The following is an 18,341-nucleotide window of genomic DNA, read 5'->3' on the forward strand; positions in this document are numbered from 1 at the left end:
AAGTTTTTTGCATTAATTAATATGTTAAGTGGCATTTTTAAATGAAGAAAATGCTTTAATTATTCGGGCTATTTTGCTTCGCGCATTTTTGCAATCGCTGCCAATTCTTTAGCCAATGGATTACGTTTATGGTAGCGATGATACAAGTAATTTAGTAATAAAATCAGCGTTGTGATGGAGGCGATAGTTGCCATAAGAAAAAATAAATCAGCATAGGCGGCGACAGTCGCTTGGCGCTGAATGCCTTGCAATACTTGTCCCATCGCTGCGACATTTGCTTGATTGGCATCCGTGATTTGGGTAGATAACATACGACCTGCGCCTGCAACTTGTGCCATTAAGGCCGGATCGCCCAAATTAAGCGAGCTGACCATATCAGCGTAGTGTATCTGTGTACGTATGGTGGTAAACGCTTGAATCGCTGCCGCGCCTGCAAGTCCGCCAATGGTCTGCGAGATGCTAAAAATAACCGAAAAACTAATAATGTAAGCGGGGCCGTTAGCGATAGCGCGAAACATCCCTTCAAAAACCATGGGACCCATAAAATAGACGGCAGCAAAGGCAATCATAAATTGACTGACATAAAACATATAAGGGGCAGAATTTAGCGAAATATCTGTATCTAGCCAGGCGCCAACCGCAATCAGGGCGACAGCGAAAATGACTGGACGGCGTAAATCCATCGCATTGGTCCTAAAAATACTGATGACCAAGGCCAGAACGCTAGCGGCAAGTATCACCGCATAAAAGGTAATCAACTGATCATTTCCGTAGCCCAAATTGGCCAGTAAGCCAGCTGCACCGACATTTTGCTCGGATAATAAAATACGCATCACCGCGCCGGTTATCGTAAAAGCGATGATATTGCGGCTACGCATCCAGCGCACTTGTAACATTGGGTTTTTACGGTGCGTTTCAATCCATAAGGCGATGCTAATTGTCACCACCGCGATGATGAGCGGATAGCTCAGCCAAGGCGTCGTCCACCACTGGATACGCCCTTGTACCAAAAAGACTGCCAACGCTGCAAGTCCGCTGGCAAAAAACGCAAAGCTTAAAAAATCCAGTTTTTCGAATACTTTTTCGGTATTGCCAGGTGGTAGCTCTAAGATATTAATCAGGGCAAAGCAAATCAGGGTTAAGCCCAATTCAAACAAAAATAGCGTTTCAAGCTGGCCGTCGACCGCAAGATATGGCGAGATAATCCTTGAGAGAGGAATGCCAAATTGTACTAAGCCAAACCCCAAAATCAGACCGCTAATGCGTTTGGCGGTTGGCATACCTTGCAGGCAATAAAAAATAGCCAATACCGTCATGGCACTAGCAACCATACCACTTAAGCCGCGGGCGATGATTTCTAGATAATAAGGCTCAATGATAATAGCGCTGGTGTCTAAGAGATGGCTACTGACTAACCATTGTAAACTGGTGGCCGCCAACAGTGAGAACAGGGTGATTTTGCTAAAGAGCGCCATACCAAATTGCTGACGGATTTTGTATAGCAGCACGGTGATACAAGCATTGGTCATATTATAGGCGACCGATATCCAGCCACCTTCGACTGGCGTCAAGCCCATTTCACCTTGGATTTGGGTCAGATTTGCCACCAATAAACCATTTTGAAAGCTGGCGGTGATGCCAATAAAAATACCAATCAATAGATAAAATACTTTGCGGCGCGTAGGATGGTCGGGTGTGGCGGGAGAACCCACCATAAAGGGTTGTTCGTGCGGTTTGAATTGGTATTCATTGCTCATTGTCTATCGCCACCTGCTAAAAGTAGAAAGATAAAGTGACATCGTAGGATTCCTAGACGAGCAAAAATTGGACGAGCTATTATCCGAGCTATTATCAAATTGAGCCATAAGTGCTTCATTTAGTAGCTATAAAAAATAAAAAACAGTCAAAGGACTGTTTGCATTATTTTATCATGATTTCAATTTGAGACTATTTAGTGATTGTACTTTTTTAGTTTAAAAAGGTGAGAGCGTCATAGTTATTTTTATGCTTAAAGATATAAATAATTCCACTTTTATTTAGAGTTTTTGCTCGAAGGTCTTCTTAGCTAAACTTATTTATGTGATTTAACAAATGTCGATTTTTTATAAATATGGCGCTTGACTGAGCTAGGCTCTGGGTACAAACTATGATGCTGATATATCCTCTTTTTTAGAGGCATAATAACAGTATTATAAGAAATATAAGGTCGTATTCAATGGTCGTTACAAGGAAAGTAAAATGGATTTTGCCCACATTATTCCGTCGAAAGCTCCGAGTGCGTGGCTCGATATGGACGCGCTCGATCATAATATAACACTGGTCAACCAAAAAACTAAGTCTGTTCAACTACGCTTGGCGACCAAATCTATTCGCTCTATCGATGTTCTGCACTACATTAAAGACAAATCTCCTAACTTTATCGGGCTGATGTCTTACGCGGCCGACGAATCAGTGTATCTGTTAGAAAATGGCTTTGATAATATTCTCTGCGCTTATCCAACTTTAGATGCGAAAAGTGTCGCCGCAACTTTTGACTTTACCAAACAGGGCGCAACCATGATTTGGATGATCGATCGCCCAGAGCATGTGGATGTGCTTAATGAAGTTGCCAAAGCGCACGATGTCATTATTGATGTTTGTCTCGATATCAATATGTCGATGCCGCTGCCCAAGCTGTATTTCGGTACCAAGCGTTCGGCATTAATGAGCATCAAAGACGTAAAAAAGCTACTACAGCATATCAAAAAATATCCCAATATTAAGATCAGTGCGGCAATGGGCTATGAGGCACAAATTGCGGGTTTGCCCGAGCATTTACCGGGTAAAACTGTGTTGTCGCCTGCAATTCGTTTACTAAAAAGCCGCTCACAAAAACAAGTGAGTAAGCACCGCCGCTCAATTGTTGCCTATCTGGATAAACAAGGTTATACGCTTAAGCTCGTCAATGGGGGTGGCAGTGGCAGTATGGATTTCACCTCAAGCCAGCCTGAGGTTAGCGAAATAACGGTCGGTTCTGCCTATTATAAACCGGCGTATTTTGATTATATGGATAGCATGCATGAGTTTCAGCCTGCCGCGGGCTTTGTGCTGCCTGTGACGCGTCAACCAGAAAAAGGCGTGATTACCTGTCATAGTGGCGGCTTTATTGCCTCGGGTGCGACAGGGGCCGATAAAGCACCGGTCATTCATTATCCCAAACATTTATCCCTATTAAACGATGAAGGTTTTGGTGAAGTACAAACGCCGATGGCAATTGGCAAAACGGGCAATGATGATGAGATGCCGCGTCTTAATATTGGCGATATGGTTTGGTGCCGCCATGCAAAAGCAGGCGAGCTGTGTGAACATTTTAATGAACTCATTTGTTATCGACAATCTGGTCAGCCTACAGGGCCAGCAAACAAAGTAAAAAAACAGCAAACCATGATAACTTACCGAGGAGAGGGCAAATGTTTTCATTAAGGCAGTGGCAAGGAAGCAATGATTGGCAAAATTGGGTAGGGTACGAGCGTGCTGCCCCTGAGCAAAAACTCACGCCTTCATCGGTTGCAGAACTACAAGAGATTGTGAAAAATGCACGGGCAAATAAAAAGCGCGTTAGAGTCACCGGCGCGGCGCATTCTTTTAGTGGCTGCGCGAAACCTGAAGAAATTGCCGTCAGTTTACATAATATGCGCGGTCTTATCTCAGTCGATAAAGAGGCGAAGCTTGCCACTTTACATGCTGGTACTTACTTATATGAAATTGGCGCAGCGCTCAAAGAGCATGGTTTGGCGTTAGAAAACATGGGTGATGTGCAAGCGCAAACCATTGCTGGTGCTGCCAGTACCGCAACTCATGGCACAGGGATTACTTTAGGCTCGATTGCCAATCAAGTGGTAACCTGGGAATGGGTCGATGGTAAAGGCGAGCTGCACACCCATCATCGCGGCGACCCGAAAACTGACGAGTTGGGTAATGCCTTACATGCTAGCCTTGGTATGCTTGGTATTTTTACCAAATTGACGCTTAAGGTGGTTGACCTCTACGGACTTAAAGAGTCCAACGAAGTCTTAGATTTTGAAGAAGGGTTGGCACGTTTTCATGAAACCGCGCACAGCCATCGTCATCTAGAATGGTTTTTGTTTCCCGGCACCAATAAGATTCAGCAAAAGACGCTGTCAGTCATAGCACCCAAAGCGATGACGGGCACGCAGAAACTCAAAGATCATTTTGACAGCGTAGTCACTTTAAATGGTGCTTTTTATGTACTGTGTGAGCTGGCTCGTATGAAACCGTCGCTGACCAAAAAGGTCAGTGAAATATCAGCAAGCTCTATTCCTAATACCAAGCGTGAAGGTTACAGCTACGAGGTGTTTCCGACACCGCGCGGCGTCAAATTTAATGAATCTGAGTATTTTATCAAGTTATCTGACTTTGATGAATGTATCTCAGAGGTCAATCATATTTTATTAAACGACAATAAAGGCTCGCACTTTCCTATTGAGGTGCGCACGCATAAAGGCGAGACGGGCATGCTCAGTCCTACGCAGGGAGAGGATTGCGCGGTATTATCGTTCCACGTTTATAAAGGTATGGACTGTGAGCCATTGTTTAAATGGCTGTACGAGTATATGAAAAAATGGCAGGGTCGCCCGCACTGGGGTAAAGTGAATAAATTGAGCCGTATAGAGCTGCAAAGCTTATATCCTAAGCTCAATCGCTTTTTGGAGATACGCCGCGAGTATGATCCTGATAATGTCTTTATGAATAGCTGGCTTGAGCAAAAGTTTTGCCTTTAAAGCCCTTATCAACTTAGCCATAAAAAAAACAGCTCATAAAGAGCTGTTTTTTCATATTAAACCATTAAAATGTCTTACTTAACGCTTAATAGAGTCATCATAGTTGGCTTCCAAACGCATGGCGCGTTGGTAGCTATCAATGCTCGTCAGTTGCAAAGCATACTGTTTGATATGAGTGTAGTCTTCTAACGCACCGCGTTTAGCGAGCATGATTAAATCAAACGACAGCATGAAGTCTGCACCACTGAGTTTGTTGCCGACGATAAATGTTTTGTCTTTCACCTCATTATCTAAATAGCTCAGGAGTTTGTGCTTTTCTTGAGCGATATAACCGGTTAAAAACGCATTATCGCCAACGCCTGCTTTAGTGGTAAACAGCTCAAGCAATAACGGCAACATCAGCGAGCTTTCAGCAAAGTGAATCCACTGCAAGTAATGACCATAATCAGTGCTGTCGGTCGCAGGGCGTAATTGCTCTGGCGCAAAACGCTCAATCAATAGCTCAGTAATCGCCCCAGATTCGGCATAAAGCTCGCCATCCATCTCAATAACCGGAGATTTACCGAGTGGATGAATTGCTTTTAGGCTACCAGGTGCTAGATGCGTGTTGGCATCGCGCTGATGGCTAATGATTTCATAAGGTTGCCCCAATTCTTCTAGTAGCCATAGCGTACGTAGTGAGCGTGATTGATTAAGATGATGTAAGCGAATCATGATGTCAGCCTTGTTGCGGTATTTTATATTAAGCGTTCAGTTTAGCCAGTAAGCGTTTGGCAGCTTCTTCTGATGAGGCTGGGTTTTGGCCGGTAATCAATAGACCGTCTTCGACGACATAAGATTCCCAATCTGCGCCTTTTTGATAGTCACCGCCATTGGCTTTTAAAACGTCTTCCAATAAGAAAGGTACGACGTCAGTGAGCTGTACGCCTTCTTCTTCGGTATTGGTAAAACCAGTAACTTTTTTACCTTTGACCAAATACTCACCGTCGATTTTGACGTTTTTCAGCGCTGCAGGAGCGTGACAAACAAAAGCAATCGGCTTGTCTTGCTTAACAAAGCTTTCAATTAAATCGATAGAATTTTTATCGACTGCCAAATCCCATAATGGACCATGACCGCCCGGATAAAAGACAGAATCGAAGTCTTCGGCTTTTACGTCGGCAAGCTTTTTGGTATTGGCAAGACGCTCTTGCGCCTCTTTGTCTTCTTTAAAGCGTTTGGTGTCTTTGGTTTGCGCGTCTTCCGTATCGCTACTCGGATCGAGTGGTGGTTGACCGCCAGCAGGAGAGGCTAAGGTAATATTGACGCCAGCATCTAAAAAAGCATAGTAAGGGGCGGCAAATTCTTCGAGCCAAAACCCCGTCTTTTTGCCAGTATCGCCTAATTTATCGTGTGAGGTTAGTACCATTAAAATATTCATAATTGTCCTTATTTATTATTGATATTGGTATTGACGCTTGTTGGTATTCATCGTTAAGTATTGCTGAGAGATTCTGTTGCTCTTAGCGTTGCGCTATAGTCACAGCACTTTTAAACCGCTACGGTGTTGCCCACCCTAGATGTACTCAATGTACTATCTGCGGTCGGTCACCTTGTAGCGATTCTAAAATTCCTTGACTATATTTAAAATAACCATTACTGAACGTCGGCAACTTTAACCACGGTTTTACCGAAGTTCTTACCGTCTAACATGTCAAAGAAAGCTTGCGGCGCTTGTGCTAAGCCATCGACGATATGCTCTTTGGTTTTAACTTTACCCGATTCAACCCATTCACCCATGGTTTTTAAGAACTCTGGGAAATGATCGCCGTACTCTTCAAAGATAATAAAACCTTTGATAGTCAGACGTTGGCTCAGGATAAGACCCATCAGCATACCGAGACGGTCTTTGCCATCAGGAAGTTCAGTCGCATTATATTGTGACACTAGGCCGCACACTGGGATACGCGCATGGGCATTTAGTAATGGCAATACACCATCGAGTACTTTACCACCAACGTTTTCATAATAGATGTCGATACCATCTGGGCAAGCGTTTTTCAGCTGTTCGGCAAAGTCGTCGGCTTTATGGTCAATACAAATATCAAAGCCCAGCTCTTCGACCGCATAAGCGCATTTTTCCGCACCGCCTGCCACACCAACGGTACGTAAGCCTAAATGCTTACCGACTTGTCCGACGGTTGCGCCCACAGGACCAGTTGCTGCTGCGACGACTAAGGTTTCGCCTTGTTTTGGTTTACCGATATCGGTCAAACCCATATATCCGGTAAAGCCTGGCATACCAAGGACACCCAAACCATAAGATGGGTTGGACATATTCTTATCAAGTTTTAGCACGCCTTCACCATCACTGACGCTATAATCCTGCCAGCCTGAATTTGATACCACCAAATCACCAACGGCAAATTTATCGATATTAGATTCGACCACTTGGGCGACCGTACCGCCAAGCATCACATCGCCGACTTCTAGTGGGTCAGCATAGCTTTTTGACGCGCTCATACGTCCGCGCATGTATGGATCAAGCGACATGTAGACCGTGCGCAGTAGCATTTGCTTGTCGTTAGGTGTTGGGATGTCGCTGGTGGTCAGCTCAAAGTTATCTTTGGTTGGGGCGCCATTCGGGCGGCTGGCAAGTTTGATTTGACGGTTTTGTTGTTGGTTTTGTTGTTCATTAAAGCTCATGCTAAAGCTCCTTATTCTAGTTGTTGGTTGTCATTATTACCCCACTCTCAACTTATTTTTCTAAGGTATTGGTTTACTTAGTTTTTAAAATTTCAGTTAAAACAATTAAGATTTTAAATTCTATAAAAATCAAAGGCCTACGATAAGTTGAGATTGGCGTATTATTGGTTTTTTAACGTTTTAAAATTCTTAAAGTCAGTAGCCATAACAAGGTGGATGGCTACCGATTATCGTGAAAATAGCAAGTTACGATGTTAAGACTTTAAATGATTAGGCTTTGCTCGTCACGGCGCGCTCTAAGATGCGGCGTGATACGACTAAATCATTTTTACCATGTTCGCCCAATTTCACCATTTTGTGTGCTTCAAGTTGCTTAATGATAGGGTCAATCGCCGACTTATCTAACTCAGCATCTTCTAAGCTCACTGGCAAGCCAAGCTCGCGGAAGAAGTTCTCAGTATGCACAATAGCAGTTTCGATGATGGTATCGTCGTCTAAATCTGTATCTGTAATGTTCCAAACGTTACGCGCATATTGGAGCAATTTGTCTTTTTTACTGTCTTTAAGCTCACGCATGACTGACGGCAGTACAATCGTGAGCGTGCGAGCATGGTCAATCGCGTGTAGAGAAGTCAATTCATGACCAATCATATGCGTCGTCCAATCTTGTGGCACGCCCGTACCAATCAGACCATTTAATGCCATGGTTGCTGTCCACATGATGTTTTTACGCGTTTCTAAATTCTCTGGGTCGGCCTTGACCGCTTTACCTTCTTCGATAAGAATTTTTAATAAACTCTCAGAAAAGGCATCTTGCACTTTGGCATTAATAGGATAGGTAAGGTACTGCTCCATGACGTGAACAAAGGCGTCAGCGACACCGTTCATCACTTGGCGCTCAGGTAATGTCAAGGTTTTGGTAGGGTCCAAAATTGAGAATTTAGGGAAGGTAAGCGGGTTACCAAAAGGTAGTTTTGCTTGACGTTCGCTATAGTTAATTACGCCGCCAGAGTTCATCTCAGAACCGGTCGCTGGAATGGTCAATACTGCGCCTAAATCAATCGCTGAATCGATGTTTTTGCAATAACTGGTCAATGCGTCCCATGCTTTTTCACGAGAAACCGTCCCATCTGTGCTGCCTTCTTCAGTTAATGAAGACACAAGGGCGACAAACTTACTACCATCGATAACTGAACCGCCGCCCACTGCTAATAAGAAATCAATATTATGTTTATTGACCATGTCAGCAGCTTTTAGCAGCGTGGTAAATTCTGGATTGGCTTCAATACCGCCAAACTCAAATACTTCACGGTTGCCGTTAGCAGCGAGTGCATTTTTTACTTCATCTAAGGTACCAGTACGCTGCGCTGAACCACCGCCGTAAGTGATTAATACGCGTGCATCGGTTGGCACCAGTTCTGATAATTTTTTGATTTGACCTTCGCCAAAGACGATGCGAACGGGATTGTAGTATTGAAAGTTATTCATAAAATTCCTAGTTGCTAATGAGAAGTTGTAAGGTGAGTTTTAATAAGTATATAGGTTGTGAGCGCAAAATATAGATCGTAGTAACTTTTGCTGTTTGAGCGTATTTTACATCAATTAGACCGGTCGTCTAGTATTTTATTATGAATTTTACAAAACTATCGTATAACTGAAAATCATCTTTTATCAGTTAGCGGTCTAAATGGTTACTCATGGAAATCCTGAATAATATTTAGCGACCAAGTTGCGAGGTGGTCATGAGCCAGACTTCTGCCAATGGTGTATCGGTTTGACTGATTTTAGCGATTAAGCTGGCGCCTAACCAAGCAAAGTACCAACGTTTAGCCATACTCTCAGCGGCGATATTATCAGGGTGAGGGATTGTGCCATCTGCCCAGCCGGCTTTTATTTGCTCAGCAATCCAGTTGATAGTTTGCTGATAACCTGCATACAAGGCTTTACGCATGGTTTCTGAGATATCAGCCACTTCAGCGCTGAGCTTAACCACCAAGCATTTTTCATGGTCGCAGCCGTTTTGCTGGGTGTCATACCAGTTTTGAAAATAGTTATAAATCTTTTGTTGCGCGCTAATATCTTCAGCTGCAATCGACTCTAAGCGCTTTTTATAGTTAGCAAAATAATGCTCGATGATGGCTTCACCAAAAGCTTCTTTTGAAGCAAAGTAATGATAAAACGAGCCTTTAGGTACACCGGCAGTATCGAGTATTTGTTTGATACCGACAGCGGTAAAGCCTTTTTGCGCGATGAGCTTATAACCTACTGCTAATAGATGCGCCTTCGTATCGGATGGAATAGGAGTGGTAATATCGGACATGAAGAGGATGTTCTCCTTAGGGTATTATTTGGTTATGTAATCGAATGGAAATCAGTTAAATGGAAATCAGTTAAATGGAAATCAGTTAAATGGAAATCAGTTAAATGGAAATCAGTTAAATAGAAACTAGGGTTGAGAGCGCTTCTTTAATACTAGTTTTAAGCGTTACGTTTTCTCAACAATACATAATGATAAATTATTCTTGTTTTTGTGCTTACTATGTTAGCATTAGACCAGTCGTCTAGCAAGTTACGTTTGGTAAGAAGGCTTTTATTTATTAACGCAACTTATGAATGAAACTTTTTATTAATGAAACCTTTTATTAACGCTCAGTAGCAAGTTTTTTTGCACAATAGTTATGCCGACTGTTTATAAAGTGATACAACCGACACAACTTATACAGCCTAGAGTTTTATATAAGTTTCTATCTAGAAAATACTTTTAATTGAATGGCTCTTAAAAACAAACTTAAAATAAATAAGGATAATTATGTCAACCGATACTAAGCATACTCAACAAAGCGCCTATAGCGATTTTCATTTGCAATATATCGCCAGTACGTGGCAAAAAGGTCAAGACGATAGCGTCAATACCGATACCAACCCTTTTAATGGCGAAACCTTGGTAGAGATTCAGCAGGCAACCTATAAACAGCTCGATGAAGCTTTTCAGGCAGCAACCAAAGCACAGGCAGAGTGGGCGAAGCAAACGCCAGCCCAGCGTGCAGCGGTATTATATAAAGTCGTCAATATCTTCGATGAGCGTCAAGAAGAAATCGTTAATTGGTTAATTAAAGAGTCGGGCAGTACCCGTATCAAAGCCATGGTCGAGTTCGGTAGTGCACGGGCGATTACGCTTGAAGCTGCCAGTTTCCCAAACCGCGTGCATGGTGAAATTCGCCCTTCTAATACGCCAGGTAAAGAGAACTTTATTTATCGTGAGCCAATGGGCGTGATTGCCGTGATTAGCCCATGGAACTTTCCTCTACATTTAACTCAGCGTTCTATTGCGCCTGCGTTAGCTTTGGGTAATGCCGTGGTGCTCAAGCCTGCCAGTGATACGCCGATTACCGGCGGTCTGCTATTGGCAAAAATATTTGAAGAAGCGGGTCTGCCAAAAGGGCTGCTGAGCGTGGTCGTTGGCGCGGGCAGCGAGATTGGCGATGCGATTGTCACCCACGATATTCCAAGCTTGGTGTCATTTACTGGTTCAACGGCGGTTGGCAAACATATCGGCGAGCTTGCCAACGGCGGCGATTATATCAAGCAAGTGGCGCTTGAGCTTGGTGGTAATAGCCCATTTGTGGTGCTAAAAGATGCCGATATCGAGCAAGCAGTGAAGGCGGCTGCCTTTGGTAAATTCCTGCACCAAGGACAAATCTGTATTGCGATTAATCGTATAATTGTCGAAGATGAGATTTATGATGATTTCGTTGAGCGTTTCCTAGCTCACGTAAAAACCCTAAATGTCGGTGACCCTAGCAAAGAAGACACCGCAGTTGGCCCTATCATCAATAAAAAACAAGTCGAATCGCTACAAGAAAAAATCGCTAAAGCGCAGGAAGAAGGCGCTAAGATGCTATTAAGTGGTGAGATTAAAGGTCAGGTGGTGCCGCCGCATATCTTTAGTGAAGTGACGCGTGAGATGGACTTATCCTGTAACGAAGTTTTTGGCCCTGTGGTTGGTATCATTCGTGCCAAGGATGAAGATGATGCGCTGTCGATTGCCAATGATTCTATGTATGGTCTATCGAGTGCGGTCTTTACCCAAGATATGGAAAAAGGTCTGCGTTTTGCGCGCGGTATCAAAGCGGGCATGACCCATATCAACGATATCTCGGTCAATGATGAAAGTAATGCGCCGTTCGGTGGCGAGAAAAACTCTGGTATCGGACGCTTTAATGGTGAATGGATATTAGAAGAATTTACCACTTTACATTGGATTTCCGTACAACATGAGCCACGCGAGTATCCATTCTAATTAGGCATGGTAGATAAATTAAACGCTCGACATAGAAAAGACCGCCTTGATGGTGGTCTTTTTTCTTACTAATGATGTCGTTACTCTAAAAGTTGATTATTCTAATGTTGCTTAGTATGAAAACCCAATAACGCTTCGATTTCTTCAATAGACATACGGCGGGTCAGGGCTTGCTCTTCTACCGTCAAGCGATTGGTGTGCTCTTTAATCATGGTATGGATACTGCGCGCGACCTCTGATGTCGTGGCATAATACATTTGTGGTTGTTGTTCGGTCAGTAAGGTTAAAAAACGATTAACAATTTTACGTTTTTCAATTGGTGCATGTGCTTCTGTCATGACATTCTCCTCAAGGTGGACCATTTATGTAGTCAAATTAGCCGTGGTCACTATTTATGATGGTAATAATGAAAGCAAATATCAAGGTATGGGCAGCTTTAACGTTTGGTTTATAGCGCTTAATTTATAAATTTTAGTGTTTAAAATTCGATTTCATACTGCCATAAATCAGCCAATGCCAGTTGTTTTCATTGACTTATTTGCAATAACTTATTTGGTAGCAGCTCTTTAATACCAGCTCTTTAATATCAGTTTCTTCATACAAGTGATAGAATATAGATTAATATAATATAAGTTATCTAGTGTAGCGCGTTATATAAATCAAAGCTGTATATAATAAGTGCGTTAATTCATCGTAGCAGTCATATAGTTTCAGTTGTATTATGTATAACATTCATTTAAAATATATCTTTAAGGCACACCTTCTAACTTTGACTATAAGAAGTCTGTTATGCAATCAATCAATTTACCTACCAAACCGCCAAGCTCGCCGCATCCTATTCTCAACCTGAGCTTTCGGATATTTTTTAGTGCCGCGGCTTTGTTTGCCATTATCACAATGACTCTATGGGCGTTTGTGTTTACCGGACACGCGGATATCGATGCGCAAACGCTAAATCCGCTGTATTGGCATGGCCATGAAATGATTTATGGCTATGCGCTGGCAGTCGTGGCAGGTTTCTTATTGACCGCAGTGAAAACCTGGACGGGTGTGATGATGCCACATGGTTATAAGCTGCTCGGTATCTTTATGTGTTGGTTGCTGGCACGCTTGGGCTGGGTAGCTTTCGGCCTCGGTATCACGGTTGCTGGTAGCGGGGCAGCCTTACTATATGCCGCGGCGATATTTGATTTATTGTTTGTCGGCTGGATGGCATTTGTGATTTCTCGGGCAGTGCTACAAGTGAAGCAATATAAGCAGATGGGTATTTTAGCCAAGCTTACGCTTCTAACACTCGGTAATGCGCTATGCTATTGGGGCATTATCAGCGCCAATATGAACTTGACCAAGTTAGGTATCTATTTAGGTTTTTACTTGATTATCGGCCTAGTGTTGACCATCGGTCGTCGCGTGGTGCCGTTCTTTATCGAGCGTGGTTTAAGTATTCCAAACGCTAAAGGCGAAAAAGAAGAAGTCACAGTACGTAATAATAAAGCACAAGATATCGCAAGTTTACTGTTTTTCTTTGTTTTTTTCCTCGTTGATTTATTTTACCCCAATAAATACTTGCTGACCATCAGTGCCCTTGGGGTCGCGGTGGTCAATATCGTGCGCTTAGCGGGCTGGTATCATCGCAGCATTTGGCAAAAACCACTCTTATGGTCGTTATATATCGCGTTTTTAGGCATGTGTCTGAGTTTTGTGTTATACGCACTACAGCCATGGCTCGGTTACAGCCACAGTATCGCCGTCCATGGATTATCCATCTCTGGCGTGGGTATGATGACAGTAGCAATGATGGCGCGGGTATCGCTCGGTCATACAGGTCGCAGTATCCATCAACCGCCCAAAATCGTCAATCTTATGTTTGCACTGATGGTGCTGACGTTTGTCAGTCGAGTATTTTTACCATTGGTCGATATGAGCCATTACTTATTATGGATTATGACGGCGCAAGGTGCTTGGATTGCTTGTTTTGCACTATTTTGCATCAGTTATTTACCGATGCTGGCACGCCAACGGCCAGATGGCTTATTTGGTTAATAAGGTTTTGACGTGATCAACGTTATTTTACAACGTCAAGTTAATATTCATCTCAAACAGGGGAGCGCAAAAAATGCGACTGACCAACTATAGTGATTATGCGCTGCGCTCATTAATATATTTGGCGATTAAGCCTGAGCCGCATCTATTGGCAAACATTAGTGACATTGCCAACAGCTACAATATCTCTAAAAGTCATTTAACCAAGATTATTCACCAACTGGGGCAGCTTGGTTATATCGACAGCGTACGCGGTAAAAATGGCGGTATTCGCTTGGCTTGTCGGCCAAAGGATATCAATTTGGGCGTATTGATTAAGCAAATTGAGCCAGATTTTAATTTGGTTGAATGTTTTTCGACTGATTTACTAGTAACTGCCAAACCCGATGTTAATACTAATAGCACGGTGAATAGTCCGGTTATTAATGACGACAGCGGGGTTGCTAAAGATTTGGCTTTGACGCTTATCGATGAAGAGGCCAGTGCGGTGGTCAAATCAGGCTGTATCATCAGCCCCGTCTGTCAGTTAAAGCAGGTATTTTTTGAAGCGCTGACCGCTTTTATCAACGTCCTTGAGCGCTATACCTTAGCGGATATTATCAGTAATGAGTCAGAATTGGCTGAGCTATTGTTTTATAGAAATAACCTCAATGGCTTAAATAGTCTGGTAAAATAACGCTCATCTAAAAAATAAAGCTGATATAGACACTCAAAAATAAAAAAGCTGCCTCGTTCATCATAGCGAGGCAGCTTTTTTATTATCAATTTCTAAATCATTCGATTTAAGCAACTAATCGTCTAATCATCTAAGCGTTTTCAAGCTTCGGACGCGCTTTATCGATGGCTTTTAATAAGGCTTTTTCAAACTCGCCTTCCTTAAACTTCACCAAATAAGAATGCGCGGCGCAAAAATTACGCACTTCTCGCCATTCATGTGCCAAATTGGTCGCCCAATCACAATATTGCTTGCCAGCATCAGGCTCATCTTTGAGCGCTTTTTTGGTCGTTGGGTGCAATAGCAGCTCAGGCAACACCGCTTCTAGGAGCTTGGTTGGCGGACTCATAAAGGTGTCATCGACGTGCAGGCTTTTACTGGCCGGATGAAAGGCCAACAGCGACCCTGCATGAATCATCTCATTGGGTGAGATATAGTGAATGCCTTCTGACATAGAAAACTTTAGCTCAGGATAACGCTTGGCGACGGCCTCGCTTTCGACCAAATCGTCTGCCCATTGCACCTCAGGGATTTTTTTATGATGACGGCGACTGCCATAAAAAGTCGCTTGCGGGAAATCTTTTGCCATCTGCGCGCAGTGAATCGTATGAAAGGGATGGACGTTGAGCACAGCTTCAACATCTTGCCCATTATTGGTTAAGGTCATTACCTCATCGCGTACGTCGCCAGTAAGCTTATAGCTATCTAAAAAGATAAAACGCCCTGAATTTAACTTAATCAGTGAGCATTGAGTACCTATATTAAGGACGCCGCCTATGCGAAACGTACCGCGAATATTCCAAAATCCTGCGCCTAAATCATGTATTTTATCGGTCATTAATATTCTTCCTTAATCATTATTTTATGAGTTTTTTTAATTGTTAGTCATAGCAATAAATATGCATAGTTTTTGATTATGGTTTTTTAAGCATGCAAAGTCTGTAAGCAAAGGGATATCAGGACTATAAATATGTAAGTTTGAAAAAGATGAAGGAGAAAAAGTATTAAATACAAGGCAATTTAAGAGCAGTGCTTATCCACAATCTTTATAATGGTAAGCGGATATACGAGGGCTGTTGCCATAGTTTTCGTTATTGCATAAAAATTTATCGAAGCGAGTATCACCATTGATGTAGCGATGCATCCAAGCAATACCCGGTTTGCTGAGTAATATCTCATTAAAACGATAGCTTGGACAAAAGTGGCTGCCGTTTTTTATTTCAATCTTCATTTTTGGCCCAGCAGCATGATTATAAAACGCACTGCTGTACTTCTTATTAGAGGCAATGCGGTCATTTTGGCAGGTAATAAATAACGCGGGCGTGTCCATAATGCCGTAGTCTTTATCATGATAAGGCGTTTGCGTGATAATGGCGCGAACGTCACTGCGCTGGGTTGCTAACTGCAGCGCGCCACCACCGCCCATCGACCAACCGATGGCGCCCAAACGTGTGCTATCTATTTGCGCACCTACCGTACTATCGCTCACAATATGATCGAGGGCGGCGCTCAATTGCGTTGCACGGCTATTTGGATCATCATAAATAGAGTTAGTGTCGATAGTAATCACCACAAATCCCCAAGATGCCAGACGCGGACCCCACCATTTAATCGATGCTTCATAAGACACATAACCGGGAATCACTGCGATGCCGCCTAACAGGCCGCAGTCTCCAGCATTGGTAGGATAATGAATGGTGCCGCCGCCAAAGCCATTTGCTAACTGACGAGGAATGGCTTTACTTGCCACCGTAAGAGGACCATTATCACGCGTAGCTGATAGCTCAGCTGCGGTAATGACACTATCAGCGATACAGTTTGATCTGGAGGCTGTAAATGTTGTGGTGGTTAAAGTTGCTTTACTTGCAGGCACTTTGGCTAATGATGCAGGGGTTAATAATATTTCGTTTGAAGTCGCTTTGGTTGCTGTAGTTGGTAAGGTAATGGTTGATTGCTCTTTAATTGAAAAGGTTTGAATTGAGTCTGTTGGTTGTGCTGCGACTGCTGCCATATTCACAGAAATAATCAGTGTGCCGGTTAGGGCAATCAATCTTAGATAAAAAGGGTTGTTTAACATGATAAAGGGTCTGTTAGATGATAGTTGGTTTTAATAGCAAAGCAAAATAATAGTAGACAGTAATCTATTCGCTGTCAAAAATAACAGTCACCTCTACAGTGCTAAAACGGCTTTTATAAAGCGGTATTTAAAAAGCTGGCGTGAATAACATACCGAAACCTGAGTCTGGTATTTGCTGTGATAAAATCACCAAGCAGCCATCTTTTTTTTATAGTCAGTTATAAGTTTTATGCTAGGCATGATGTAATTGCTACCACTTATTTCTATCACCCATGCGTCATTTAGTACGAGCCAGCACAAAAGTCAGCTCTAGCTAAAAAAGCACTCAATATAGTAAGTCATACTTTGAACAATCATATAAATAACAGTATAAATAATGATAGCGATGTTAATGGCAAAGCCGCTGGTATTAGCCAAGATAATAGCGTCAGCAATCGCCGTATGAACACACCCTTTGCCGCGCCTTCATGGGTACTTAAGCTGACGATTGGCTTGATTGGGATGTTTGCTTTTTTGCAGGTCTATTCTATTCAAGCTATTTTACCGGTCTTGATGATGGATTTCACCGCAACTGAGGTGCAGGCGGGCATGATTGTTGGTGCCACCATATTGGCAATTGCTATCATGTCACCATTTTTGGGCATGCTGTCTGATGCAGTAGGACGCAAGTCATTTATCGTTGGGGCGTTATTGTTTTTAGCGATACCCACTGCGTTAATTGCCCAAAGTCCGAATATCGGCTGGATGGGCATGTGGCGCTTTATGCAGGGATTGTCTGTGCCCGGTATTACGGTGGTGACGATTGCTTATATCGGCGAAGAGTTTGAGGGACGGGCGCTCACTGAGCTGATGTCGTTTTATGTGTCAGGGTCGGTGCTCGGCGGCTTTATGGGGCGCTTTTTACTTGGGCACTTGCACGAACTTATTGGTTGGCGCGCAGGCTACTATGTGATGGCAGGTATGACGCTGATCGGGGCGCTGTGGGTGGGTAAAATGCTGCCCGCATCACGGCACTTCGTTGCTAATCCCAAATTTCGCTCAGCCATGCAGACCCTCGGTGAGCATTTGGTCAATCGCTATGTTGTCACTTCCTGTTTGCTTGGTGCTTGCGTGTTGTTCTCGTTGGTTGGCTGTTTTACCTTTATTAATCTGCATTTGGCCGATACACCTTATGAATTAAGCACAGGTGCGCTTGCCAATATTTTTGCGGTGTATTTAATTGGCGTTGTCATCACCCCATTATCGACGACGTTGCTGCGCCGCTTTGGTTCAGCGCGTACGGTTCGCGTGGCAGTTATTATCTCGATGTTTGGCGTGCTCTTAACGCTCGTGACGCCGCTTTGGGGCATCGTACTGGGGCTTGCCATCATGTCTAGCGGCGTCTTTATTACCCAAGCGGCCACCATCAGCTATATTGCGGTCAATGTCAAAAAAGGACGCTCATTGGCCTCAGGCTTATATTATATGGGCTATTACGCGGGCGGCACGATGGGCGCGTGGCTCTGCGGCATTGCTTACGCGCGTGGACAATGGTCGCTGACGATTTGGTTATTATTGTTTGTACAAGTGCTGGCTCTATTGGTCGCTAGCATTGGGATGGTCAAAACAGTGGCTCGCGCGGAGTAATATAGATTTTTACTACCCTTTAACATACACTTTTAACCTCACTCGACCCTATAACCTAACTTGCCATAACACAATAACCTAAGTATTTAAACGTCAATCAAAGAACCTATAGTC

At 43.3% G+C, this 18,341-nt stretch carries 15 protein-coding genes; 6 read left to right on the top strand and 9 right to left on the bottom strand.

Annotated elements, in window-relative coordinates; genetic code table 11:
- Positions 1-68: 68 nt before the first annotated feature.
- Positions 69-1,757 carry an MFS transporter gene (locus tag H9653_RS07470; RefSeq protein WP_191691596.1) on the bottom strand — a complete coding sequence of 563 codons (1,689 nt, stop codon included), beginning with the start codon at positions 1,755-1,757 and terminating at the stop codon, positions 69-71.
- Between the two features lie 481 nt (positions 1,758-2,238).
- Here H9653_RS07470 and H9653_RS07475 point away from each other — a divergent pair, with 481 nt between their 5' ends.
- Both H9653_RS07475 and H9653_RS07480 read left to right on the top strand, forming a co-directional pair.
- Complete coding sequence (locus tag H9653_RS07475; protein ID WP_191691598.1) at positions 2,239-3,462, top strand: alanine racemase; 1,224 nt, start codon at positions 2,239-2,241, stop codon at positions 3,460-3,462.
- A complete protein-coding gene (locus tag H9653_RS07480; RefSeq protein ID WP_191691600.1) occupies positions 3,450-4,781 on the top strand; it encodes a D-arabinono-1,4-lactone oxidase in 1,332 nt (443 codons plus the stop codon). The genes H9653_RS07475 and H9653_RS07480 overlap by 13 nt, the downstream gene beginning before the upstream one ends.
- Positions 4,782-4,859: 78 nt before the next feature.
- Here the strand turns inward: H9653_RS07480 and H9653_RS07485 are convergent, their stop codons facing one another.
- The 5 genes from H9653_RS07485 to H9653_RS07505 all read right to left on the bottom strand — a co-directional run bounded on the left by H9653_RS07485 (position 4,860) and on the right by H9653_RS07505 (position 9,786).
- Positions 4,860-5,495 (bottom strand): glutathione S-transferase family protein, encoded by a 636-nt coding sequence (locus H9653_RS07485; protein ID WP_191691602.1) that lies wholly within the window; start codon positions 5,493-5,495, stop codon positions 4,860-4,862.
- A 28-nt stretch (positions 5,496-5,523) separates the two neighbouring features.
- Positions 5,524-6,201, bottom strand: coding sequence for a type 1 glutamine amidotransferase domain-containing protein (locus tag H9653_RS07490; protein WP_102076917.1), 678 nt, complete (start codon positions 6,199-6,201; stop codon positions 5,524-5,526).
- A 215-nt stretch (positions 6,202-6,416) separates the two neighbouring features.
- Positions 6,417-7,466, bottom strand: a complete 1,050-nt coding sequence (locus tag H9653_RS07495; RefSeq protein WP_068405639.1) for an NADP-dependent oxidoreductase — start codon at positions 7,464-7,466, stop codon at positions 6,417-6,419.
- Between the two features lie 270 nt (positions 7,467-7,736).
- The gene (locus H9653_RS07500) at positions 7,737-8,954 is read right to left on the bottom strand and encodes an iron-containing alcohol dehydrogenase (protein WP_191691604.1); all 1,218 of its coding nucleotides are present in this window, start codon (positions 8,952-8,954) and stop codon (positions 7,737-7,739) included.
- Positions 8,955-9,183: 229 nt separating this feature from the next.
- Positions 9,184-9,786 (bottom strand): TetR/AcrR family transcriptional regulator, encoded by a 603-nt coding sequence (locus H9653_RS07505; protein WP_068405634.1) that lies wholly within the window; start codon positions 9,784-9,786, stop codon positions 9,184-9,186.
- A 489-nt stretch (positions 9,787-10,275) separates the two neighbouring features.
- Between H9653_RS07505 and H9653_RS07510 the strand changes: the two genes are divergently transcribed.
- Positions 10,276-11,766 carry an aldehyde dehydrogenase family protein gene (locus tag H9653_RS07510; RefSeq protein WP_191691606.1) on the top strand — a complete coding sequence of 497 codons (1,491 nt, stop codon included), beginning with the start codon at positions 10,276-10,278 and terminating at the stop codon, positions 11,764-11,766.
- Positions 11,767-11,867: 101 nt separating this feature from the next.
- Here the strand turns inward: H9653_RS07510 and H9653_RS07515 are convergent, their stop codons facing one another.
- On the bottom strand, positions 11,868-12,104 hold the full coding sequence (locus H9653_RS07515; RefSeq protein WP_191691608.1) for a hypothetical protein: 237 nt from the start codon (positions 12,102-12,104) through the stop codon (positions 11,868-11,870).
- Between the two features lie 451 nt (positions 12,105-12,555).
- Here H9653_RS07515 and H9653_RS07520 point away from each other — a divergent pair, with 451 nt between their 5' ends.
- Complete coding sequence (locus H9653_RS07520; RefSeq protein WP_191691609.1) at positions 12,556-13,809, top strand: NnrS family protein; 1,254 nt, start codon at positions 12,556-12,558, stop codon at positions 13,807-13,809.
- 73 nt (positions 13,810-13,882) lie between these two features.
- Positions 13,883-14,485 (top strand): Rrf2 family transcriptional regulator, encoded by a 603-nt coding sequence (locus H9653_RS07525; protein ID WP_191691611.1) that lies wholly within the window; start codon positions 13,883-13,885, stop codon positions 14,483-14,485.
- Between the two features lie 130 nt (positions 14,486-14,615).
- On the opposite strand, the gene H9653_RS07530 is transcribed toward H9653_RS07525, so the two are convergent.
- Positions 14,616-15,362 (bottom strand): hypothetical protein, encoded by a 747-nt coding sequence (locus H9653_RS07530; RefSeq protein ID WP_191691613.1) that lies wholly within the window; start codon positions 15,360-15,362, stop codon positions 14,616-14,618.
- A 195-nt stretch (positions 15,363-15,557) separates the two neighbouring features.
- Positions 15,558-16,601 carry a dienelactone hydrolase family protein gene (locus H9653_RS07535; RefSeq protein ID WP_191691615.1) on the bottom strand — a complete coding sequence of 348 codons (1,044 nt, stop codon included), beginning with the start codon at positions 16,599-16,601 and terminating at the stop codon, positions 15,558-15,560.
- Positions 16,602-17,042: 441 nt separating this feature from the next.
- Between H9653_RS07535 and H9653_RS07540 the strand changes: the two genes are divergently transcribed.
- Positions 17,043-18,227 carry an MFS transporter gene (locus H9653_RS07540; protein ID WP_191691627.1) on the top strand — a complete coding sequence of 395 codons (1,185 nt, stop codon included), beginning with the start codon at positions 17,043-17,045 and terminating at the stop codon, positions 18,225-18,227.
- Positions 18,228-18,341 lie beyond the last annotated feature (114 nt).

The organism is Psychrobacter communis (assembly GCF_014836505.1).
Taxonomy (GTDB): domain Bacteria; phylum Pseudomonadota; class Gammaproteobacteria; order Pseudomonadales; family Moraxellaceae; genus Psychrobacter; species Psychrobacter faecalis.